The 21,146-nt window shown below is 62.9% G+C and carries 19 protein-coding genes; 7 read left to right on the top strand and 12 right to left on the bottom strand.

The window, feature by feature from the left end:
- Positions 1-186: 186 nt before the first annotated feature.
- From CO664_RS11465 to pobA, 6 genes are all read right to left on the bottom strand, one after another.
- Positions 187-903, bottom strand: a complete 717-nt coding sequence (locus CO664_RS11465) for an ABC transporter ATP-binding protein (RefSeq protein ID WP_097538807.1) — start codon at positions 901-903, stop codon at positions 187-189.
- Positions 884-1,648 (bottom strand): ABC transporter ATP-binding protein, encoded by a 765-nt coding sequence (locus tag CO664_RS11460; protein ID WP_097538806.1) that lies wholly within the window; start codon positions 1,646-1,648, stop codon positions 884-886. The genes CO664_RS11465 and CO664_RS11460 overlap by 20 nt, the downstream gene beginning before the upstream one ends.
- Positions 1,645-2,646: a branched-chain amino acid ABC transporter permease gene (locus CO664_RS11455; RefSeq protein WP_097539177.1), complete on the bottom strand. Its 1,002-nt coding sequence runs from the start codon at positions 2,644-2,646 to the stop codon at positions 1,645-1,647. The genes CO664_RS11460 and CO664_RS11455 overlap by 4 nt, the downstream gene beginning before the upstream one ends.
- 5 nt (positions 2,647-2,651) lie before the next feature.
- Complete coding sequence (locus CO664_RS11450; RefSeq protein WP_097538805.1) at positions 2,652-3,515, bottom strand: branched-chain amino acid ABC transporter permease; 864 nt, start codon at positions 3,513-3,515, stop codon at positions 2,652-2,654.
- Positions 3,516-3,576: 61 nt separating this feature from the next.
- Complete coding sequence (locus CO664_RS11445; RefSeq protein WP_097538804.1) at positions 3,577-4,749, bottom strand: ABC transporter substrate-binding protein; 1,173 nt, start codon at positions 4,747-4,749, stop codon at positions 3,577-3,579.
- 184 nt (positions 4,750-4,933) lie between these two features.
- On the bottom strand, positions 4,934-6,106 hold the full coding sequence (gene pobA, locus CO664_RS11440; protein WP_097538803.1) for a 4-hydroxybenzoate 3-monooxygenase: 1,173 nt from the start codon (positions 6,104-6,106) through the stop codon (positions 4,934-4,936).
- Between the two features lie 152 nt (positions 6,107-6,258).
- On the opposite strand from pobA, the gene CO664_RS11435 reads away from it, so the two are divergent.
- Positions 6,259-7,146: a helix-turn-helix domain-containing protein gene (locus CO664_RS11435; protein ID WP_097538802.1), complete on the top strand. Its 888-nt coding sequence runs from the start codon at positions 6,259-6,261 to the stop codon at positions 7,144-7,146.
- A gap of 76 nt (positions 7,147-7,222) precedes the next feature.
- Here the strand turns inward: CO664_RS11435 and katG are convergent, their stop codons facing one another.
- Both katG and CO664_RS11420 read right to left on the bottom strand, forming a co-directional pair.
- Positions 7,223-9,421, bottom strand: a complete 2,199-nt coding sequence (gene katG, locus CO664_RS11430) for a catalase/peroxidase HPI (RefSeq protein ID WP_176536564.1) — start codon at positions 9,419-9,421, stop codon at positions 7,223-7,225.
- 1,012 nt (positions 9,422-10,433) lie between these two features.
- The gene (locus CO664_RS11420; protein ID WP_097524557.1) at positions 10,434-11,909 is read right to left on the bottom strand and encodes an FAD-dependent oxidoreductase; all 1,476 of its coding nucleotides are present in this window, start codon (positions 11,907-11,909) and stop codon (positions 10,434-10,436) included.
- 282 nt (positions 11,910-12,191) lie between these two features.
- Between CO664_RS11420 and CO664_RS11415 the strand changes: the two genes are divergently transcribed.
- Together CO664_RS11415 and CO664_RS11410 are read left to right on the top strand one after the other, a co-directional pair.
- Positions 12,192-12,872 (top strand): redoxin family protein, encoded by a 681-nt coding sequence (locus CO664_RS11415; RefSeq protein ID WP_037416940.1) that lies wholly within the window; start codon positions 12,192-12,194, stop codon positions 12,870-12,872.
- Between the two features lie 170 nt (positions 12,873-13,042).
- Positions 13,043-13,930: a LysR family transcriptional regulator gene (locus CO664_RS11410; RefSeq protein WP_176536563.1), complete on the top strand. Its 888-nt coding sequence runs from the start codon at positions 13,043-13,045 to the stop codon at positions 13,928-13,930.
- An 18-nt stretch (positions 13,931-13,948) separates the two neighbouring features.
- On the opposite strand, the gene panD is transcribed toward CO664_RS11410, so the two are convergent.
- Both panD and CO664_RS11400 read right to left on the bottom strand, forming a co-directional pair.
- A complete protein-coding gene (gene panD / locus CO664_RS11405; protein WP_037416938.1) occupies positions 13,949-14,401 on the bottom strand; it encodes an aspartate 1-decarboxylase in 453 nt (150 codons plus the stop codon).
- Between the two features lie 549 nt (positions 14,402-14,950).
- A complete protein-coding gene (locus CO664_RS11400; RefSeq protein WP_097538800.1) occupies positions 14,951-15,418 on the bottom strand; it encodes an SRPBCC family protein in 468 nt (155 codons plus the stop codon).
- Between the two features lie 489 nt (positions 15,419-15,907).
- Between CO664_RS11400 and CO664_RS11395 the strand changes: the two genes are divergently transcribed.
- The 4 genes from CO664_RS11395 (at position 15,908) to CO664_RS11380 (ending at position 19,254) form a co-directional block, all read left to right on the top strand.
- Positions 15,908-17,200, top strand: coding sequence for a CmpA/NrtA family ABC transporter substrate-binding protein (locus CO664_RS11395; protein WP_037416934.1), 1,293 nt, complete (start codon positions 15,908-15,910; stop codon positions 17,198-17,200).
- A 63-nt stretch (positions 17,201-17,263) separates the two neighbouring features.
- On the top strand, positions 17,264-18,157 hold the full coding sequence (ntrB, locus tag CO664_RS11390; protein ID WP_037416932.1) for a nitrate ABC transporter permease: 894 nt from the start codon (positions 17,264-17,266) through the stop codon (positions 18,155-18,157).
- A 17-nt stretch (positions 18,158-18,174) separates the two neighbouring features.
- Positions 18,175-18,975, top strand: a complete 801-nt coding sequence (locus tag CO664_RS11385; protein WP_037384655.1) for an ABC transporter ATP-binding protein — start codon at positions 18,175-18,177, stop codon at positions 18,973-18,975.
- A gap of 81 nt (positions 18,976-19,056) precedes the next feature.
- Positions 19,057-19,254, top strand: coding sequence for a heavy-metal-associated domain-containing protein (locus CO664_RS11380; RefSeq protein WP_037416928.1), 198 nt, complete (start codon positions 19,057-19,059; stop codon positions 19,252-19,254).
- Between the two features lie 285 nt (positions 19,255-19,539).
- Here CO664_RS11380 and CO664_RS11375 read toward each other — a convergent pair whose 3' ends face one another.
- Positions 19,540-20,283 carry an SDR family oxidoreductase gene (locus tag CO664_RS11375; protein WP_097538799.1) on the bottom strand — a complete coding sequence of 248 codons (744 nt, stop codon included), beginning with the start codon at positions 20,281-20,283 and terminating at the stop codon, positions 19,540-19,542.
- On the bottom strand, positions 20,276-21,025 hold the full coding sequence (locus tag CO664_RS11370; protein ID WP_037416924.1) for an SDR family oxidoreductase: 750 nt from the start codon (positions 21,023-21,025) through the stop codon (positions 20,276-20,278). Before CO664_RS11370 ends, CO664_RS11375 begins: the two co-directional genes overlap by 8 nt.
- Between the last annotated feature and the right edge of the window lie 121 nt (positions 21,026-21,146).

The following is a 21,146-nucleotide window of genomic DNA, read 5'->3' as shown; positions in this document are numbered from 1 at the left end:
CCGGATGGGATCCCCATGCAGCGCCCTAATTGTGCGGCGTCGCGCGCATGATCGCTAGCCGCCCATTTCGACGGCGAAAGCGAAAGACTTTCAAATTTTTGAGGGCATTCCGCCGGATTTCCTTGAGAAAATCCTCCTTAAGTCGGCGATACGACCAAGCGGCCCACAGCGCCGATCGGACGGCGGCTAATGCAAGCCGCCGACTCCCAGAAGCCGCTCGACGGCCGTGTGATCCTTCGTCAGCGCCGCCGGCGTTCCGCTCCACGCGAGCCTTCCCCGCTCGAGAACGATGACGTGGTCGGCGAAATCGAGCGCGCTCTGAATGCGCTGTTCGACGAGCAGGATCGTCATGTCGCCGACCTTTGCAAGTTCGGCGAAGGCCTTCATCAGTTCCTCGCAGATGACCGGCGCCAGCCCCTCGAGCGGTTCGTCGAGGAGCAGGACGGAGGGACGCCCGAGGATCGATCGGGCGGTCGACAGCATCTGCTGCTCGCCGCCGGAGAGCTGGGAACCCAGATTCTTGCGGCGCTCGTAGAGACGCGGAAACATCTCGTAGGCTTCCTTGAGCGCGTTTTTGGGGCGTCCCTTGAGGCCGACGAAGAGGTTTTCCTCCACCGTCAGCGTCGGAAAGACGCAGCGCGCCTGCGGCACGAAACCGAGGCCCTTCAACGCGCGAGAGGCGCTCGGCATCGCCGTGACGTCCGTCTCGCCGAGCCGGATGCGTCCGTCGTAACGCCGCGTCTGGCCGGCGAGCGTGGCGAGCAGCGTCGTCTTGCCCATGCCGTTGCGGCCGAGCACGGCGAGCCGCGCCCCGGCAGGCACCGAAAAGGAGATCCCTTCCAGCACCCGCGTCGGCCCGTAGCCGGCCGACAGGTTCTCGACTTCAAGCGGCGTGGCCGGCATTGGCATAGCTCCCGAGATAGGCTTCGCGCACGCGCGGGTCCTTAGTGACGTCCGACGGCGAGCCGTCGAAGATTATCGTGCCTGCGGCGAGCACGATGACGCGCTTGGCAAAGCGGAAGACGAGGTCCATGTCGTGCTCGATCATCAACACGGCGAGATCGGCCGGAAGGTCTGCGAGCGCCTGCTCGATCCGGCCGGTGTCGCTTTGCGGCACGCCGGCCGCCGGCTCGTCGAGGAGGAGCACCTTCGGCTTCAGCGCCAACGCTACGGCGATTTCCAATAGCCGCTGCTGGCCATAGGCGATTTCGCTGACCGGCCGGTGCATCAGCTCGCGTAGCCCGAGCTTGCCGAGCAGTTCGCCGACCTCCGCCATGACGTCGGGCATGGCGAGGAAATGGCCGAACAGGCGGCCCGCCCGTCCGTCGCGCTGCAACACCGCAAGAGCCACGTGTTCGGCAGGCGTCATCTCCTGGAAGAGGCGCGTCACCTGAAACGACCGTACCAGGCCGCGCCGCACCCGCCCGATCGCGTCGATGCGCGTGACGCTCTCGCTGCCGAGCAGGACATCGCCGGAATCGGGCGCCAGGTTGCCGGTGACGAGATTGACCAAGGTCGTCTTGCCGGCGCCGTTCGGGCCGATCAGCGCGACGCGGTCGCCCGGGGCCATGGCGAGGCTGACGTCGTTGGTGACGGCAAGACCGCCGAAGGATCGCTTCAAGTTCCTGACTTCGAAAATCGCGCTCATCGGGGCGTCCTCCGCCATCTGGACGCCAGATCGGCAACCGTGCCGTAGAGACCCTTCGGCGCGAAGAGGACGACGGCGATCAGCAGGGCGCCGACCATGGTCAGCCAGTGAAACGGGTTGGCGGCGGAGACGAGGTCCTCGAAGAACATGAAGACGATCGTGCCGGTGAGCGCGCCGAACAACGAGCCGGTGCCGCCAAGGACGAGCATAACGAGGCTCTCGGCCGAGAGCGTGAAGGACAGGCTGTCGAGGCCGACGACCTGTGTCGAGATGGCATTGAGCGCGCCGCCCGTGCCGGCAACCGCGCCGGAAATGACGTGCATCTTCATCAACGCTGTCTTCGGTGAGGCGCCCATGGCGCGGATGCGGATCGGGTCCTCCTTGATGCCGCGGCAGAGCATGCCGAAAGGCGAACGGACGATGAGCCGCAAGATCGCGAAGACGACTGAAAGCAGGACGATGCCGAAGACGTAGGCGGTGCGGCCCCATAGGTCGAATTCGAAGTGACCGAGCAGCGGATCGGGCGCGATGCCGGCGAGCCCGTCGCTGCCGCCTGTCCAGGAGGAGGCCTTGTTTGCAAACTCGTGGAACAGATGAATGAGCGCGATCGACAGGACGAGTTGCGGAAGGCCGTGGGCGCGAAGGATAACGACCCCGCAGACGAGACCCGCAAGGGCACCCCCGAGGATGCCGCAGGCAAGCATCAGCAGTGGATCGGTGATGCCGAAGTGCGCCGCCGCAATGCCGGCCGCATAGGCGCCCGACCCGAACAGCGCGGCGTGGCCGAGCGTCGCCACGCCGCAATAGCCGGTCACGAGGTCGAGCGACAGCACGAGGAGCGCGATCGCGGTGATGCGCGTCAGCAGCGCCAGATTGTTCGGAAACAGGAGGTAGCCGAGCACGGCCAAGACCAGAATTGCCGCAAGACCGGCGAGATCGCGGCCGAGCTTGCGCCCTTTGCCGGGCGCGCTCGTCATCGCATCGTTCATCGTTGCCATGGTCACTATCTTGTCCTTCCGGAAAGCCCGCGGGGAAAGACGCAGACGATGGCTATGACCGCGAGGTAGAAGAAAAATTCGCCGAATTCCGGCACGAGATAGCGGCCGGCGGTATCGATGCCGCCGAGCAGCAGGCAGGCGATTAACGCACCCGGTATCGACCCCGCGCCGCCGACGGAAACCACGACGAGGAAGGTCACCATGTAACGTAGCGCGTAATAGGGTTCGACCGGCAGCAGTTCGGCGCCGACGACGCCGCCGAGCGCGGCAAGCCCGACGGCAACGGCGAAGCTCACCGCATAGACGATCTCGGTGCGCACGCCGAGCGCCGCCGCCATCGCCGCATTGTCGACAGCCGCCCGAAGCTTCACGCCGAAGGCGGTCTTTTCGATCAGGTACCAGAGGGCGGCGGCAACGGAGAGGCCGCAAAGGATGGCAAAAATCCTGTGCGTGGCGATCGATCGGAAGCCGAGATCGACCGACCCCTGAAGCGCCGAAGGCAGGGGAACGGTCTTCAGCGTCGGGCCAAAGACGTAATTGGCGATGCCGATGATGCAGAAGGTGATGCCGATCGTCATCAGCACCTGGGTGAGTTCCGGCGCTCCGTAAATGCGCCGGTAAAGCAGGCGCTCGATCGGAACGGCGATGGCGATTGTGCCGAAGATGGCAATCAGCACAGCAAAACCGTAGCCGAGCCCCAAATCACGAGCGGCATAGGACGCGATGTATCCGCCGATCATGGCGAAGGCTCCGTGCGCGAGGTTGACCACACGCATCAGGCCCATGGTCACGGAAAGACCGATCGAAATCACGAACAGCACCATGCCGTAAGCGAGCGCGTCGACCGCTATGCTGAAGACGGTTTGCATGACCCCTATCCTGTTTTGGTAGAGCGGGGCCGGCGGCCCCGCATCCAATTCGCCGAACGGCCTACTTCAGCGCCGCAAGACCGGGATCGCCCTGCTTCTCGAAGGTCGCGATCTCCTTGTTGTAATAGGAGCCGTCCTCGGCCTTGGCGACTTCGCGCAGGTAGATGTTCTGAGTGATGTGGCGCGACTCCGGATCGATCGACACCGGCCCGCGCGGGCTCGTCCAGGATAGCCCCTTGACGGCATCGACCGCCTTCTGGGCGTCCTGTTCGCCGCCCGTCGCCTCGATCATCTTGTAGATGACGTGCATGCCGTCATAGGCGCCGACGGAGGGGAAAGAAAGCTCGGCCCGATTGCCGATCGCCTTGCCGGCTGCCTCGACGAACGCCTTGTTTTCCGGCGAATCGTGTGAGACCGCGTAGTGGAAGGTCGTCTGGATCCCAAGTGCAGCTTCGCCCAGCGCCGGCAAGTCCGATTCCTGCGTCAGGTCGCCCGGTGCGAAGAACTTGATGCCGGCGCCCTTTAGGCCGTTTTCGTTGAAGGACTTGACGAAGCCAAGCGTCGTCGGACCGGATGGCAGGAAGGCGAAGACGCCTTCGGCCCCGGAATCCTTGATACGCTGCATGATCGGCGAGAAGTCATTGGTGGCGAGCGGCATGCGGATCGCCTCGACGATCTGTCCGCCGACCGCTTCGAACCCCTTCTTGAAGGCGTTCTCCGCATCTACGCCCGGGCCGTAGTCGCTGACCACCGAGATGATTTTCGAGACGCCGGCGTCCTTCGCCACCTTGGCGATCGGCGTCGAGGTCTGCCAGAGCGTGAACGAGGTGCGCACGACCAGCGGGCTCTTGGTGACGATCGCCGACGTTGCGGCATTCATGATGACGAGCGGCACGTTGGCCTGCTCGAGCAGCGGCGTTACCGCCATCGCGTCGGGCGTGAAATAGAAGCCGGCGAGATATTGCACGCCTTCCTTGACAACGAGCTCCTGCGCCAGCGCCTTGGATTGAGCGGGATCGGGCTGCGGCACGTCCCGGTAGATGATTTCGATGTCGTCGTCGCCGACCTTGCTGCCGTTCAGCGCCATATAGGCATCGATGCCGGCCTTGAAGTTCTTGCCCTGCAGCGCGAACGGGCCGGAAAACGGCCCGATGACCCCGACCTTGATCGTGTCGGCATGCGCTGCACCCGCAATCGTAAGTGCCGCCAAGGCGGCGAGAATAGTCCGTTTCATTTTTCCTCCCCACGGCACCCGGCTCACTCCCGTCCGGTGCCCGTCCAAGATCAACTGCGAATTGATCGTCGTCAGTTTGCCACTTGAGACGGCGGTGAATAATGAAAGATAGGCCGCCCCACATAACTGCACAGTTATGAATACTCCTCTATCAAACCTCCCTTCCCTCGGCATCAGCACAAGGTCAAAACGGCAACCCGACATAATTCTCGGCGAGCGCCGTCGCCGCGGCCCGCGAATGGGTGAGATAGTCGAGCTCGGCCTCCTGGATTTTCTGGTCGAATTCGCTGGTGTCGGGAAAACGGTGCATCATCGTCGTCATCCACCAGGAAAAGCGAACCGCCTTCCAGACACGCGCGAGCGCCCGGGCCGAATAGGAGTCGACGGCTGCATTGGAGCGGTCCTGATAGTGCTCGAGCAAGCCCTCGAACAGGTAGTGCACATCGCTCGCCGCAAGGTTCAGCCCCTTGGCCCCGGTCGGCGGCACGATATGGGCGGCATCGCCGACAAGAAACATTCGCTCGAAGCGCATCGGCTCGGCGACGAAGGATCGAAGCGGCGCGATCGATTTCTCGAAGGAAGGACCGGTCACCACCCGTTCGGCGTGATGGATCGGCAGGCGGCGACGCAACTCGTCCCAGAAACGCTCGTCGTCCCAATCGTCGAGCTTCTCGTCGAGCGGGGACTGGATGTAGTACCGGCTGCGGCTCAAGGACCGCATCGAACATAGAGCGAAGCCGCGCGGGTGATTGGCATAGACCAGTTCGTGATCGACTGGCGGCACGTCGGCGAGGATGCCGAGCCAGCCGAAGGGATAGACCTTCTCATAGGCGCGGATCGCGCGCTCCGGCACGGACCTGCGGCTGACCCCGTGGAAGCCGTCGCAGCCCGCAATGAAATCGCAGTCGATCCGATTCGTGATGCCATCCTTTTCATAGGTGACGTAAGGCGCATGGCCCTCGAAATCATACGGCTTCACATTCGCCGCCTCGTAGAGCGACGACGCGCCCGACTGTTCGCGATGATCCATCAGGTCGCGGGTAAGCTCCGTCTGGCCATAGATCAGCACCCGTTTGCCGCCTGTCAGACCGTTAAGGTCGATACGATGATCGCGGCCGTCGAAAGCGAGCGAAAATCCGTCATGCGGGAGGCCTTCGGCATGCATCCGCGTTCCCGATTGCGCCTCGTCCATAAGCCGGACGGTGCCTTCCTCCAAAACGCCGGCGCGCACCCGGCCGAGAATGTGTTCCTTGCTGGCGCGGTCGAGGACAAGATTGTCAATGCCCGCCAGTGTCAACAATTGCCCAAGCAGCAGACCGGACGGGCCGGAACCGATGATGACGACTTGGGTTCGCATGTATCTCCTCACCAAACAAGCCGGCGAAGCCGTTGATGTGCCCGCTGCAAAATTGGCCTTTGTCAGGAAGTTTGCGCGCCGCCGGCCCTTGTCTCAATGGACATTTCTGCCATGTTCTTGGACTTTTCGAACATCGATGCTGCGTGAGCCATATGAAGCGACCTGTCCCGACCTACGAGCTCTATGGCGAGGAAGCCGGCGAACGGCCGGATTTCTGGCTGCATTGCGAGACAATCCCTTCGCGCAGCCGCCTGCACCACTGGGAGATCGGCCTTCATCGCCACGAGAGCTTCTTTCAGATCCTCTACATCGCCAAGGGTTCAGGCGATGCGCTGTTCGACGGCACGGCCAGGCCGATTTCGCCGCCGGCGGTGATCACCATCCCGCCCGCCGTCAGCCATGGCTTTCGCTTTTCGGCTGACATCGACGGTTTCGTGTTCACGGTGCTCGCATCGCATCTGCCGGTCGCGCCGGGTGGCCGCAACAGGCTCGGCGGCTGGCTGGCGACACCACGCCTGACGCCACTCGGCGAGAGCGACGACGGCCGCTACATCGCCGAGACATTGCAGCGCCTGGCCGAGGAATGGGACGCGCGCCGCAGCCACCGCACCGGCTTGCTCGATGCCTATCTGATGACGGCGTTGGGATTGGCGGCGCGGCTCGCGGATGAGCCGCGCGACAGCGAGCCAGCCGGGGAGAGCGAAAACGAGCGGCGCATGGAACGCTTCGACGCCCTGCTCCGGCAGCACTATCTGGACCACCGTCCGGCCGCTTTCTATGCGCGCGAGCTCGGCGTCTCGCCGACCCATCTCAATCGCGTCGTCCGCGCAGTCGCCGGGCAGAGCGTGCACGAGGTGATCGCCGGTCGGCTGCTGGACGCCGCGAGGCGCCAGCTCGTCTTCACCCGTGCGAGCGTCCAGGAGATCAGCTTCCGCCTCGGCTTCTCGGACGCAGCCTATTTCTCACGCTTCTTCGTCCGCCACATCGGCATGACGCCGCGGGCCTGGCGGATCACCGAGCGGCAAAGGCTCGGTGTATGACGTGCCTTGCCGTCTGCTGCATCAGTGAGGTGGGCGCGGCCAAGGCGGCCGCGCCCACATGTCTTTCGGCTCGCGATCAGACGAGATCGAAGCGATCGGCGTTCATCACCTTCGTCCAGGCCGCCACGAAGTCGCGGACGAACTTCTCCTGCGAGTCGCCCTGGCCATAGACCTCGGCAATGGCCCTCAGTTGCGAGTTCGAACCGAAGACGAGGTCAACGCGGGTGCCGGTCCACTTGATTTCGTCCGTCTTGCGGTCGCGCCCCTCGAAAACATACTTCGATTCCGCAGAGACCTTCCATGCCGTGCCCATGTCGAGCAGGTTGACGAAGAAGTCATTGGTGAGCGTCTCGGGCCGCGTCGTGAACACGCCGTGCTGGGACTGCCCGGTGTTGGCGTTCAACACGCGCATGCCGCCGATGAGAACCGTCATTTCCGGTGCGGTCAGCGTCAGAAGCTGCGCCCTGTCGATCAGCAGTTCTTCCGGCGAAATCAGATAGTCGCCCTTCTGATAGTTGCGGAAGCCGTCGGAGATCGGTTCCAGTACGCCGAAGGAGTCCACATCGGTCTGCTCCTCGGTCGCATCGGTGCGGCCGGGCGCAAAGGGAACTTCGATGTCGTGGCCGGCGTTCTTCGCCGCCTTCTCGACCGCGGCGGCGGCGCCGAGAACGATCAGGTCTGCGAGCGATACCTTCTTGCCGCCGGACTGGGCGTCGTTGAATGCCTCCCGAATGCCTTCGAGCGTTTCGAGCACGGTCGCAAGCTGGGCCGGCTGGTTGACCTCCCAATCCTTCTGCGGTGCGAGGCGGATGCGCGCACCGTTTGCCCCGCCGCGCTTGTCCGAACCGCGGAAGGTCGATGCCGACGCCCAGGCGGTCGATACCAGCTGAGAGACCGACAGGCCGGACGCAAGAATCCGTTCCTTGAGATCGGCGATGTCCTCTTCGTCGACGAGCGGGTGGTCGACGGCCGGGACCGGATCCTGCCAGATCAGTTCCTCGGACGGAACCTCCGGGCCGAGATAGCGCACCCGTGGCCCCATGTCGCGATGGGTCAGCTTGAACCAGGCACGGGCAAACGCATCCGCGAACTGGTCCGGGTTCTCGAAGAAGCGCCGCGCGATCTTCTCGTAAGCCGGATCGAAGCGCAGCGCGAGGTCGGTCGTCAGCATGGCCGGCGCGTGGCGCTTGGACTGGTCATGGGCATCCGGAACCGTGCCCGCGCCCATGCCGTTTTTCGGCGTCCACTGATGCGCACCGGCCGGGCTCTTCGTGAGCTCCCATTCGTAGCCGAACAGGTTCCAGAAGAAGTTGTTGCTCCACTTCGTCGGCGTGCTCGTCCAGGTGACTTCCAGGCCGCTGCCGATCGTGTCGCCGCCTTTGCCGGTTCCGAAGCTGCTGGTCCAGCCGAAGCCCTGTTCGGCGATATCCGCGCCTTCGGGCTCAACGCCGACATGCGAGGCGTCGCCAGCACCGTGCGTCTTGCCGAACGTATGTCCGCCGGCGATCAGCGCTACGGTCTCCTCGTCGTTCATCGCCATGCGGGCGAAGGTCTCGCGGATGTCCCGGGCAGCGGCAAGCGGATCCGGGTTGCCGTTCGGACCTTCCGGATTCACATAGATCAGGCCCATCTGCACGGCGGCCAGCGGCTTTTCGAGCTCTCGCTCTTCCGTATAGCGCTTGTCGGCAAGCCAGGTATCCTCGGCACCCCAGTAGACGTCTTCCTCGGGCTCCCAAACGTCAGCGCGGCCGCCGGCAAAGCCAAAGGTCTTGAAGCCCATCGACTCGAGCGCAACGTTGCCGGTGAGGATCATCAGGTCGGCCCAGGAAATGCTGTTGCCGTATTTCTGCTTGATAGGCCAAAGCAGCCGGCGCGCCTTGTCGAGATTGACGTTGTCCGGCCAGCTGTTGAGCGGCGCGAAACGCTGCTGGCCCGCACCCGCACCGCCGCGGCCGTCGCCGGTGCGGTAGGTGCCGGCGCTATGCCATGCCATGCGGATGAAGAGCGGCCCGTAATGGCCGAAGTCGGCCGGCCACCAATCCTGCGAATCGGTCATCAGCGCGTGGAGGTCTTTCTTCAGGGCCTCCAGGTCGAGTTTCTTGAATTCCTCGGTATAGTTGAACGCCTGGCCCATCGGGTCGGACAGCGACGAGTGTTGGTGAAGAATCTGCACATTCAACTGGTTCGGCCACCAGTCCCGATTCGACCTTCCGCCATGGGCCGTGTGGGTGTGCGCCACCGGACACTTGCCCGCACTCTCGACCTTGGAATCCATTATGCTCTCCATTGCGCTTGGCTTCAATTGCGCCATCCAGATGACATCGGTCTTCAACCTCGGGCGTTCTGCATGGCGGTGCGTCAGAGCTGGCCGCTGCACTGAAGGGGCAGCAGCTGCATCTGGTGCGACCATACCGATTCAGTTCCATTAGTTTAAGTTGGATTTTCCGATTGCGTCGATAGGATAAACTTATTGTCCAACGAACTTCTCTCTCGTATTGCAGCGAATCTCGCCTGAGGCGTGCATCGGCGCTCTTTCAGGAATGCCAGCGCGCCTAGGACCTTAGTCCGGGGTAGCGGGTCCAAAGGTCTTAGGCCCGTTGCCGAGCGCTGCTCGGCAATACATACTCGATAGTGAGCACCTGCGGAACAACGGCCAGCCCCCCGCCGCCGCGGCCGTGCGATGATCCTGGAGCGGTGCGCCGATGCCCTTCCGCGCCGCTCCAGGACCTCAACTACGGCGCGCGTCCTGCTTGACGCACAGATATCGCTGTCGCCTTTGAATCTCTGCATGTTTTTATCTCCAGAACGGCGATGATCTAGAGGAACATGCAGTAGCGAGCTTTCCTATTGAGGTGTCCGATGAACTCCGAAAAAATGAGAAAGCTCATAGAGGACTGCCAAAGGGACTTATGGGAATACCTATCCTCCGACTGCGGGATCAGCGACAGGGAGATCATTATCGCGCTCCTCAATCGGTTGAATGGACCACAAGCCAAGGATGCGCTGGGGGTGGATTGCGATTGGCGCCCGCGACTTGAGGAACAATGGGTCGGGGAGCGCACTGGAACCAACCAGAACGAAGCAAGGCTCAGAATAATTTTCAACCGTCTCGCAAATGGATCGGCGCATACCTGAGCGTTATCGATGAAGGCGACACGACGCTCTTCCCGCACCGGAAGCGTCATCGATGAAGCGCTTCAACTCGTCATGATGCCGCTCTTACGGCGCCAGGGCTCTGTTGCGGCATCTTCAAGCGTCAGTCGCAGTGAAACTGCCCGTCGCCCTCGCTATAGCTCCGCCGGAGCAAGCGGCTTGCGGGCCGGACCGTGGATCACCGATCCATCTGCTGCGAAAATCGAGCCGTGGCAGGGACAATCCCATGTCCGATCGGCATTGTTCCAAGTCACCGTGCAGCCCTTGTGGGTGCAGGAGGCGGAGACGGCACGCAGGGTTCCGTCATCGTCCCGGCAGACGGCGAGCTTCTCGTCGCCGCGCAGGACGACGCCGCCTTCACCCGGTCGTATGTCCCTCGCGCTGCCGACAATCGACTGGCTGTCGCCATTCTTGTGAAAGCCCTTCGGATAAGGCCGGGTCGGATCATAAAGGCTCCGCCAGGGGCTGGCGCGGCCAAGGATCGTGTCGGCGATCATAATGCCGGCCGCGGTGCCGTTGCTAATGCCCCAGGCGTTGAAGCCGGTGGCGATATGGAAGCCCGGCGCCTTTTCGGGATCGGGTTCGCCAACATAGGGCACCCGGTCGGCGGTGTCGTAGTCCTCGTTGCACCAGTGCCAGGCCAGCTCGCCGACGGCCAGGTTCTGCCGCGCCCACTCCTCGAGTTCGATGAAGCGCGCGGCGACGTTCCCGTCCTGGCCGGTATTGAACTTCGGACCGAGCACGACAAGCAGGGGGCCGGCGTCATCCCTCCCCGTTCTGATCGAGTGTGTCGGATCGTCGATGCCGATGAACATGCCATCGACGGCGAGCGGACTGTCGACGCGGAAGGCGATCGCGGTATGGCACCGCGGCTGTGTGCGGTTTGCCATGCCGACGGGGCTCTTGACCGTCATGTTGGTCGCGACGACCACGTGTTCCGCATGAACCGTCCCGCCAGAAGTGACCACGCGCCAGCGGCTCGCCACGTCGATCAGAATCGCTCGGCTCTGTTCGAACAGGCGCGCGCCCCGGTCCGCCGCGGCGCGCGCCAATCCGACGAGATATTTCGCCGGGTTGAATTGCGCCTCACCAGGAAAACAAACTGCAGCCGTGGTCTCGAAAGGCAGCGGTGCACGATCGAGCACCTGTGCCTCGAGCCCGACCTGTCGCGCCGTCTCCGCCTCGGCAATGATGGCTTCGCGGCCCGCCGAGCTGGTGGCATAGGTATAGGCGTTCTTGCGCTCGAGATCGCAGGCGATCGCATAGTCGCGGATCCAGTCCTTGATCAGCGCGGCTCCGGCCGAATTCGCCTCCGCATAGCTACGCGCCCGTGCCAAACCGAGGCTGTCGATGAGGTGGCGATAGATCAAGGCGTGCTGGGTGGTGATTTTCGCCGTCGAACGCCCGGTCACCTGCCCGCCGATCTCGAGCGCTTCGAGCAGGATCACCGAACGGCCAGCTTCGGAAAGGCGAAGCGCTGCGGTAAGCCCGACGATCCCGCCTCCAACCACGACCGTCTCGGCATGGATCGAGCCGTCGAGCGGAGAATAGCCCGTCGGCCCGGCGCCAGCCACCCAGCAGCTTCCCCGTTTTCCCGGCAGATCGACCATCGTGGCATGTCCTCGTTCAGGTGGTCCGATAACCACGCCTGTTCGGGAATGTTCCCGCCCGGCAGCCCTGCACATATCGAGTGAACCTCAAATGGACATGCCTCCAGGCCACGGGAACGGATCGTGCAGTGTCGTTTAGCGCTTGCTCATGGACCGTTGTGGGGCCATGCTGAATTCAGAAGCTGGCTGTGCGGCAAAGCGAGAGGTCAGGCCTATTCAGCGGCCTCGAAGCCCTGCCGTACTGCCTTTCTCGGCCGTACCTTGACGCGAGGAGTTTGTCCGATGTCTGCGCACGCTGCCAACAATCCCTTGCAACCGGGCGATCAGGCGCCGAACGTCGTGTTCGACGCGATTTCGCGCGAGGGGAAGATCGCACTTGACGATTTTCGCGGCCGCAGCCCGCTGCTTGTGGGCCTGTTTCGCGGCCTGCATTGCCCGTTCTGCCGCCGCCATGTGGCGGCGATGGCCCAGCTCAACCCGGCGCTCCGCGAAAAGGGCGTTCAGACGCTTGCCGTGGTAAACACTCCCGTCGAACGGGCCCGTCTCTACTTCCGTTTCCATCCGATCGCTGGTCTTCTCGCCGCATCCGATCCGGCCCGCGCATCGCACCGCGCCTTCGGCTTGCCCATCGTCGAGTTCACCGAAAACGAGACTGACTGGCCAACCAAAATCGGAATGGACGCGGTCATGGAGATGCGCGTCGACCTGCCGGGCGAATTGCCTGAACCGATGAATCCTCCCGCGGCAGGAGACCTCCTTGCCGAAAAGGACCCGTACGAAATCAAGGACGCCGATAAGCAGGTCAGCCTGGCCAATCATATGCAGCTCGTCGGCCATTTCCTGCTCGACCGTGAAGGCGTCGTGCGCTGGAGCTTCACCGAAGTCGAGGAGAACGGCCAGAATCTTTGCCGGGCGCTGAGCCCCGAAGAACTGATGTCGGCCGCTTCGAACGTTGCCCATTGACCTGGCTCCTCCCTGCGGAGCTCCGCTATGCGAATCGCGCGGGTGTTCGGCTCCGGCGGCGCGATCAGAAGCCCTGCAAAGGGAAGCGCCGCTCCATGCAGATAATGATTGTTCTTCCGGCGAAGCAAGCCTACTTTGCGCCGTCTCCATGTATGGAATACATAGTTCAGATGCGCCCGCGCCGGTTTCTTCCCTCCATCAGTCTCCTCTCGGCCTTCGAGGCGGTCTTGCGTAACGGCTCGATCTCGGCGGCGGCGCGAGAAGTCAATCTGACGCAAAGCACCGTGAGCCGCCTTGTCCAGAACCTCGAGGAGCAATTGGGCCGGCCGCTGTTCGAACGCCACAGGCAGAGGCTCATTCCGACCGAAGCAGCTCAGGCCTATGGACGGGACGTCACCCGGGCGCTCGACCTCATCCAGCGCGGCAGCATGGAGTTTTCCGCCAATCCGGGCGGCGGCGCCCTGTCGCTCGCCATCCTGCCGGCCTTCGGCACGCGATGGCTGGCGCCGCGGCTCGGTACGTTCCTAACCCGGAATCCGGGCGTGACGATCAATCTTGCGACGCGCCTCAAGCGGTTCAATTTTGCCGCCGAGGGTTTCGACGCAGCCATTCATTTCGGAGCGGACGATTGGCGCGACGCGGGGCACATGAAACTCTTCGAGGAGCGTTTGACCGCCTGCATCGCTCCGTCGCTTCTCTCCGAACACCCGGTTCGCACGGTCGACGACATGGCCGGTCTGCCGCTGCTGCAGTTGGAGACACGCGGGAACGCCTGGGAGATCTGGTTTGCCGCTCAAGGCGCCGAAGCCCCGAGCGTCACGGGAATGTTGCTGGACCAGTTCGCCACGATGACGCAGGCCGCCATTTCGGGCCTCGGTGTGGCCCTGCTTCCCGATTATCTCGCCGATGTCGAGATAGAGGAAAAGCGCCTTGTGCCGCTTCTCAAACGTTCTGTTCCGGGTTCCGGCGCCTATTGGCTGGTCTGGCCCGAGTCGCGGGCCAACCACCCGCCGCTCGAAGCCTTCCGCAGCTGGCTCGCCGCCGAGGTCTCCTCCTGAGCCCCGCTCCAGAGTCGGCTATGCTCCTGCCACTGGAAGCGGGATCGGCTGTCTCCTGTCCTCTTCATCGAGAATGCTGAACGTAAACTTGCCCTGCTGGTCGCGCTCGACCGAATAGGTCAAGCGATCGCGAACATGGTTGTTCTCGTCGAAGGTCAGCACCCTCGGTTTCAGCTCCGTCAGCCGGCTCTCGTCGAGATAGACCGAGTTGCAAATGATGACCTGATCGCCCGGCTGGCAGGTGCGGGCGGCCGCCCCGTTGAGGATGCAGCACCGCGAGCCGCGCTCGCCGAGAATGACATAGGTGGAGATGCGCGCGCCGGAGTTCTTGTTCCAGATCTCAACGAACTCCATCGGCAGGATGCCCGCCGCCTCACAGTGGTCCGGATCCAAGGTGATCGAGCCGTGATAATTGAGGTTAGCCTCGGTCACGTGGATGCCGTGAAGTTTGCCAGCAACCAGTTTTCTCATGTTCCTCCCCTCGCTTCCGCCGCGTTGTCATAGAGCAACGGCTGTCGAAGGGAAAGTGACGTCAGAAACGGCGTGTGCTCGCCGGAGGCGCGTGTCGGATATTCGCCGACGTTTCACAATGAATGCGGCGGCTGGATGCCAAGCGGCCTGAGCCGTGATACACGGCTGGAACGAGCATCTTTCCACTCCGCCGCTAGAGGTTGCTGCACGCCCGAACGTGGGCAAAGGATAAGGCGAAGAACACGATGCCTATTGCGAATACGACAAGGTCCATGTCGATAATTCCTGTCTGTTGTTTCTACTGACTGCGCGTCCCCGATAGGCGGCGCCGGCCGCCCGGTAGGTGATCGCGATGGCGTGCATATCCGTCGCCGCAGCGATCGAGGCGATGCGGCGCGTGGATCAATAGAATATGGCTCAAGCGCATAGGACGAGAGAGGTCCAAGAGGAAAGAAATAGGATTCCTATAGGAATTCGGCCGCCTCGGGGCTCATGCACGCAAACGCGCTTCGGCGTGAACATGCGAGACGCGAACGAAGCGCCAATTCCTCAAGCACTCCGGGCGAGGCGACGCACGAGGCCCTGCCGACCGCGTTCCATGACGACGTCATGGTTCCAGCTGAAGACGGGCTTCAGGATGACACCAAGCCTGACCATCCAGGGTTTCGTCACCTTGACGATCCAGTCGTAGCGGATATTGCATACCGCTCCGTCCGGCCGCAGCGTCCATCGACCGGTCCCATCGAGCTCGCCTGAAGCTTTGCCCTCGATAAGCGATAGCGGTTCAACCCTGGTCGTTTCCATGTTGAAGGCCAAGTCATAGGGCAAAGCGGTGGACCATTTCATCCGACGCACGGCGCCGATGCCGGACTCGTCGCCTGGGCGCAGAAGCGTGACCTCATTGACCGAGGGCCACCAGTCCGGCCAGCTCTCGGGCGTGCTGAGCTCCCGCCAGACATCCTGGACAGAGGCGTCGACGGCCCAGGTCGTGACAAGATGAAACTCGGTCGATGCCATCGCGGTCTATCTCGCGGAGGCCGATGAATGGCCCTCACCAATATACGCGATCCGGGCGGGCCGAAACAGCACCGCATGCTGTCGGTCATGCCGCAAGGCAACGATTGGGAGCGCCGCTACTGCCCGTAGGAAATGCGACGGCGCACATAGTTTGCGCGGCATGCAAAATTACTGGATGGTGCAACGCACAATAATTCATCTTCTGCAGGTCATGCTATATTTTTGGGCATATCGGAATTGGCTAATTTTCCCTCGTCAATTCAGCCACATACGAGATCTGGCGGTGTTTGGCACGACGCTTGCATTGGTGTGCTTGCTTCGGTCAACGGCGATTGAAGCAAGTTCAGGCGAAATGCGCCTGCGAAGGACAGTGACGTCGCGACGGTCTTTGCCTCCGAAAGGGATACCTCCCGATCCCCGGAGCGCGATTTCCGAGCGGCGTTTTTTTCGTCGGTTTTCGACCGGCCAACAAGTTGAGGGAACGTGCGCATGACCAAGATATCGATCGGCGGCTTTACTCGCCGCAGCCTGCTGAAGACGACCGCGACGGCCGCCATGGTCGGCGCAGCGAAAACGCTATTGCCCTCCGGGGCCTTTGCCCAGGGGGCTGGTCCGGAGACGGCGAAAGCCATCCTCGGTTTCATCGCGCTGACCGATTCCGCACCGCTGATCATCGCCAAGGAGAAGGGCTTCTTCGACAAATACGGAATGACCGAAGTCGAGGTGGTGAAGCAGGCCTCCTGGGGAACGACGCGCGACAATCTGGTGCTCGGCTCTGCCGGCGCCGGCATCGATGGGGCACATATCCTGACGCCGATGCCCTATCTCATCTCGACCGGCAAGGTGACGCAGAACAACCAGCCGCTGCCGATGGCGATACTCACCCGCCTCAACCTCGATGCCCAGGGCATTTCAGTCGGCGCGGCCTATGCGGATCTCAAGATCGGTCTCGATGCCTCGGTGCTGAAGGACGCCTTCGCCAAGAAGAAGGCGGCGGGTGCGGCGGCAAAGGTCGCGATGACCTTCCCCGGCGGTACGCATGACCTCTGGATCCGCTACTGGCTCGCCGCCGGCGGCATCGATCCGGACAAGGACGTCGAGACGATCGTCGTACCGCCGCCGCAGATGGTCGCCAACATGAAGGTCGGCACCATGGACTGTTTCTGCGTCGGCGAGCCCTGGAACGAGCAGCTCGTCAACCAGAAGATCGGCTACACCGCCGTGAACACCGCCGAGCTCTGGGCCAAGCACCCCGAAAAGTCCTTCGCCATGCGCGCCGATTGGGTCGAGAAGAACCCTCGCGCCGCCAAGGCGCTGGTCATGGCCGTCGAGGAAGCCGCGCAATGGTGCGACGACATGGCGAACAAGGACGAGCTTGCCAAGATCGTCGGCAAGCGCAGCTGGTTCAACGTGCCGCCGAAGGACATCGTCGACCGGCTGAAGGGCGAATACGACTACGGCAACGGCAAGGTCGTGGAGAACAGCCCGCATTTCATGAAGTTCTGGCGCGACCACGCCTCCTACCCCTTCCAGAGCCACGACGCCTGGTTCCTCACCGAGAACATCCGCTGGGGCAAGCTTGCACCGGATACGGATATCAAGGGGCTGATCGCCAAGGTCAACCGCGAGGACATCTGGCGCGAAGCGGCGAAGGATCTCGGCGTCGCCGACATTCCGCCCTCCACCTCGCGCGGCCCGGAAACTTTCTTCGACGGCAAGGTCTTCGATCCCGCCAATCCCGAAGCCTATCTGAAGAGCCTGGCAATCAGCCGCATCGCCTGATGCCGCAATCGCAGCCGGGCCCGGTCCCGGCTGCCGTCGACCGAGAACCCGTAGGAGAAGGGCATGTCCGCCACCAATCTGAAGCTCAAACCGCAGGCGCCGCCGCAGTCCTCGGCGCAGGTGATTGCTCTCGAGGCTACGGCAAGACCGCGCTTTGACAGCCGCCTGCCGCGCTTTGCCGCTCAAACCATCACCAATCTCTTGCCGCTGCTGGTGACGCTGACCTTCCTCACCCTCGCTTGGCAGCTCGCCTGTGCCTCGCCCGATTCGAGCCTGCCGGCGCCGACGCGCGTGCTCGAGGAGAGCTGGGAATTGATCGCGCATCCCTTCTATGTCGGTCAGGGTGTCGACCAGGGTCTCTTCTGGCACGTCTTCGCCAGCCTGCAGCGCGTCGCCCTCGGCTATGCCATGGCCGCCGCCGTCGGCGTGGCGCTCGGCACTCTGGTCGGCCAGAGCGCGCTCGCCATGCGCGGCCTCGACCCCATCTTCCAGGTGCTGCGCACCGTGCCGCCGCTCGCCTGGCTGCCGCTTTCGCTGGCCGCCTTCCAGGACGGCAACCCCTCGGCGATCTTCGTCATCTTCATCACCGCGATCTGGCCGATCATCATCAACACCGCCGTCGGCATCCGCAACATTCCGCAGGACTACCAGAACGTCGCCAGGGTGCTGCGGCTGAACGGCTTCGAATATTTCGCCAAGATCATGCTGCCGGCCGCCGCCCCGTATATATTCACTGGCTTGAGGATCGGCATTGGTCTCTCATGGCTGGCGATCGTCGCCGCCGAGATGCTGATCGGCGGCGTCGGCATCGGCTTCTTCATCTGGGATGCGTGGAACTCGTCGCTGATCAGCGACATCATCGTGGCGCTGATCTATGTCGGCATCGTCGGTTTCCTCCTCGACCGCATCATCGCGCTCATCGGCCGCGCAGTCGCCCGCGGCACGGCAAACGCCTGAAGAAAAGGAGGCTTTTCATGCCCAAGAGCTATCTCTCGCTGGAACTCATCGACAAGACCTTCGAACGTGGCGGCACCCGCAGCGAGGTTCTGAAACAGGTGTCGCTCGCGGTCGACAAGGGCGAGTTCATCTCGATTATCGGCCATTCCGGCTGCGGCAAGTCGACCCTGCTCAACATCGTCGCCGGATTGACGCAGGCGACGAGTGGCGTCGTGCTGCTGGACGGCCAGGTGGTCGACGAGCCGGGACCGGACCGCGCCGTCGTCTTCCAGAACCATTCGCTGCTGCCGTGGCTGACGGTCTACGAAAACGTCCGGCTCGCCGTCGACAAGGTGTTCTCGGCGACTCGCACCAGGCAGGAACGGCATGAATGGACCATGCGCAACCTCGAACTGGTGCAGATGGCGCATGCCGCCGACAAGCGCCCTTCGGAAGTCTCCGGCGGCATGAAGCAGCGCGTCGGCATCGCCCGTTCGCTGGCGATGGAGCCGAAGGTGCTGCTGCTCGACGAACCCTTCGGGGCGCTCGACGCGCTGACCCGTGCCCATCTGCAGGATCAGGTGATGCAGATCCACGCGACGCTCGGGAACACGGTCTTGATGATCACCCATGACGTCGACGAAGCGGTCCTGCTTTCCGACCGCATCGTGATGATGACCAACGGCCCCTCCGCCCGGATCGGCGAAATCCTCGACGTGCCGCTCGCCCGCCCGCGCCGGCGCATCGAGCTCGCCTCCGATCGCACCTACCTGAAATGCCGCGAAGCGGTGCTCAAGTTCCTCTACGAGCGCCATCGCTTCGTCGAGGCTGCGGAGTGATCGAGGGCGCGCCGGGCGCTCTTGACCTTCCAACGGTGGGAAGCCCCATCTTCGGTTCCTAACGAAAATCGGAGACAGGAAATGCACCGCTACAAGATCGAAGACATGACCTGCAGCCATTGCGCAAGCGTGGTGGAAAGGGCGATTCGCGGCGTCGATCCCGCCGCGGCAATCAAGGTGGACCTCGGCAAGAAGGAAGTCAGCATCGAGACCGCGGCCAACAAGACTGCGATCTCCGACGCGCTCAGAGCGGCCGGCTACGAAAGCCGGCCGCTCTGATCCACGCTGCCGGCCAACCCCCTCAGCGACCGGTTCACGATAAGCGAGCTATCTCAATCCTCACCCGGATACTGAAATCCTGGAGGAAGCTGCAGGCTGGCGGCATAGGCCGGCTCAGGCGCGGCGGCCTGCGCATGTTCCCGCGGCTTCATTCAATGGGCCGCGACGACGGAACGGATCGCCAATGGGCGATAGCGTTGGAGGAGATCCGGATTCTTCTCTTCCTTCGCCGCCTCGTCGTTGCGTCCTGACTTTGCTTGCCCCCTGGGCCAGAGAACGGACGGCTCAAGCGGTCACGTGCTTCACCATGGTGCCGCCACCGCTTGCCTGATCGGTCGGGAAGACTTCGACACGGGCGACATCGACAAATACCGGCAAATCGATGACATCGTTGATGATGCGGGCGATATTTTCCGGCTGAATCGAGCGGTATCCGTCGTACAGCATGGCCTTTGCCTGACCATCCGGAATCGAGGTCCGATAGAGAGACGTCTCCACGCGGCCCGGAACGATTTCGCTGACGCGGACGGAAGTCCCCAGGAGATCGCAACGCAGGTTGTCGCAGAAGAGACTTAGTCCCGCCTTCGACGGTCCATAGACCGCCATGTTGGGATAGGCTGCCCGCCCGCCGCTGGAACCCACATAAATCAGATGCCCGCGCTTACGTGCGACCATGCCTGGCAGGAAGACGCGCGTTAAGTGCATCGGGGCCTTGAGATTGATATCGATCATCGCATCGATCTCGGAAGGTTCGATCTCGTGGAATGTGGCGCGGGTGGAAAGAATGCCGGCGTTGTTGACGAGGATATCGACTTCAACATCCTTCAACGCCTCGGCGATGACGGCCGTATCGCGCACGTCGGCCCGCACCGGAACAGCGCCGCACCCATCTGCCAGTTCCGCAAGCAGGCTTTCGTTGCGGCCGACCGCGTAAACCGTCAAGCCGCGTTGCCGCAGAGCCGAAACCGTCGATTTGCCGATACCGCTAGTCGCGCCGGTGACGACTGCCACGCGATAGGTGTCAGACATAGATATAGCCCCCGCTGACGACGACATTCTCGCCTGTGGCATAGGTGTTGCGGCTGGACGCCATCATGACGATCCATTCGGCCATTTCGACGGGCTCGGCGGCGCGGCCAAGGGCGCTCGCCTTGGCCAGCTCCGGCAGGAAGCCGAGTTCTTTAGCGCGGTCCGTCGCAAAGCCTGCCGGCGCCACCGAATTCACGAGGATCTGGTCCTTGGCGCATTCCTGGGCGAAGGACTTGGTGAGGCTGACCACCGCCGCCTTGGTCGCGGCATAGTGGGCATTCTGCGGATGCGCCTTGAAGGCATCGACGGAGGTGACGTTGACGATGCGTCCTGTCACTTCCGGCGCGTTCACGAACTGGCGCATATGCAGCACCGCCGCCACCATTATATGGTAGGTGCCCTTGACGTTGATGGCGTTCTCCAGGTCCCAGTCCTCGTCGGTGATTTCCAGGATCGGCTTGCGGGGATAGATCGCTGCGCTGTTGACGAGAGCATGGATGCGGCCAAGCTTGCCGGCAACCGTCTCGAAACCGCTGTGAGCCGTTTCTGCGCGGGAAATATCGGCAACCGCTACCGCCACCTCCGCGCCGAGTGCTTCCAGCTCCGCCGCCGCGGAGGCGAGCAATGCCTCATTGCGGTCAATAAGCCCGATCTTCGCCGCTCCATGCGCGATCATCAGTTTCGCAGTGGTGAGACCGAGGCCCGAAGCTCCCCCCACGATGACAACGGATTGGGCTTTCACGACGAGCCTCCTGACTGTTTGTATGTTATCACTTATATGCTAGGATAGATCGAGATCAAGCAGTTTTTGTCGGTGCGAAATGACTCCGCCGCGGGCCCAACACCTCCATCTTTGAAGAGAA

This window comes from Sinorhizobium sp. NG07B, from assembly GCF_002532005.1.
In the GTDB taxonomy this organism is placed as follows: domain Bacteria; phylum Pseudomonadota; class Alphaproteobacteria; order Rhizobiales; family Rhizobiaceae; genus Sinorhizobium; species Sinorhizobium fredii_C.
This window is presented reverse-complemented; position numbering and strand designations above follow the sequence as displayed.

Bases quoted from the DNA above. Each gene is read 5' to 3' on its own strand.
- CO664_RS11465 (WP_097538807.1), bottom strand. From the start codon at position 903: ATGCCGGCCACGCCGCTTGAAGTCGAGAACCTGTCGGCCGGCTACGGG.
- CO664_RS11460 (WP_097538806.1), bottom strand. From the start codon at position 1,648: ATGAGCGCGATTTTCGAAGTCAGGAACTTGAAGCGATCCTTCGGCGGT.
- CO664_RS11455 (WP_097539177.1), bottom strand. From the start codon at position 2,646: ATGGCAACGATGAACGATGCGATGACGAGCGCGCCCGGCAAAGGGCGC.
- CO664_RS11450 (WP_097538805.1), bottom strand. From the start codon at position 3,515: ATGCAAACCGTCTTCAGCATAGCGGTCGACGCGCTCGCTTACGGCATG.
- CO664_RS11445 (WP_097538804.1), bottom strand. From the start codon at position 4,749: ATGAAACGGACTATTCTCGCCGCCTTGGCGGCACTTACGATTGCGGGT.
- pobA (WP_097538803.1), bottom strand. From the start codon at position 6,106: ATGCGAACCCAAGTCGTCATCATCGGTTCCGGCCCGTCCGGTCTGCTG.
- CO664_RS11435 (WP_097538802.1), top strand. From the start codon at position 6,259: ATGAAGCGACCTGTCCCGACCTACGAGCTCTATGGCGAGGAAGCCGGC.
- katG (WP_176536564.1), bottom strand. From the start codon at position 9,421: ATGGATTCCAAGGTCGAGAGTGCGGGCAAGTGTCCGGTGGCGCACACC.
- CO664_RS11420 (WP_097524557.1), bottom strand. From the start codon at position 11,909: ATGGTCGATCTGCCGGGAAAACGGGGAAGCTGCTGGGTGGCTGGCGCC.
- CO664_RS11415 (WP_037416940.1), top strand. From the start codon at position 12,192: ATGTCTGCGCACGCTGCCAACAATCCCTTGCAACCGGGCGATCAGGCG.
- CO664_RS11410 (WP_176536563.1), top strand. From the start codon at position 13,043: ATGCGCCCGCGCCGGTTTCTTCCCTCCATCAGTCTCCTCTCGGCCTTC.
- panD (WP_037416938.1), bottom strand. From the start codon at position 14,401: ATGAGAAAACTGGTTGCTGGCAAACTTCACGGCATCCACGTGACCGAG.
- CO664_RS11400 (WP_097538800.1), bottom strand. From the start codon at position 15,418: ATGGCATCGACCGAGTTTCATCTTGTCACGACCTGGGCCGTCGACGCC.
- CO664_RS11395 (WP_037416934.1), top strand. From the start codon at position 15,908: ATGACCAAGATATCGATCGGCGGCTTTACTCGCCGCAGCCTGCTGAAG.
- ntrB (WP_037416932.1), top strand. From the start codon at position 17,264: ATGTCCGCCACCAATCTGAAGCTCAAACCGCAGGCGCCGCCGCAGTCC.
- CO664_RS11385 (WP_037384655.1), top strand. From the start codon at position 18,175: ATGCCCAAGAGCTATCTCTCGCTGGAACTCATCGACAAGACCTTCGAA.
- CO664_RS11380 (WP_037416928.1), top strand. From the start codon at position 19,057: ATGCACCGCTACAAGATCGAAGACATGACCTGCAGCCATTGCGCAAGC.
- CO664_RS11375 (WP_097538799.1), bottom strand. From the start codon at position 20,283: ATGTCTGACACCTATCGCGTGGCAGTCGTCACCGGCGCGACTAGCGGT.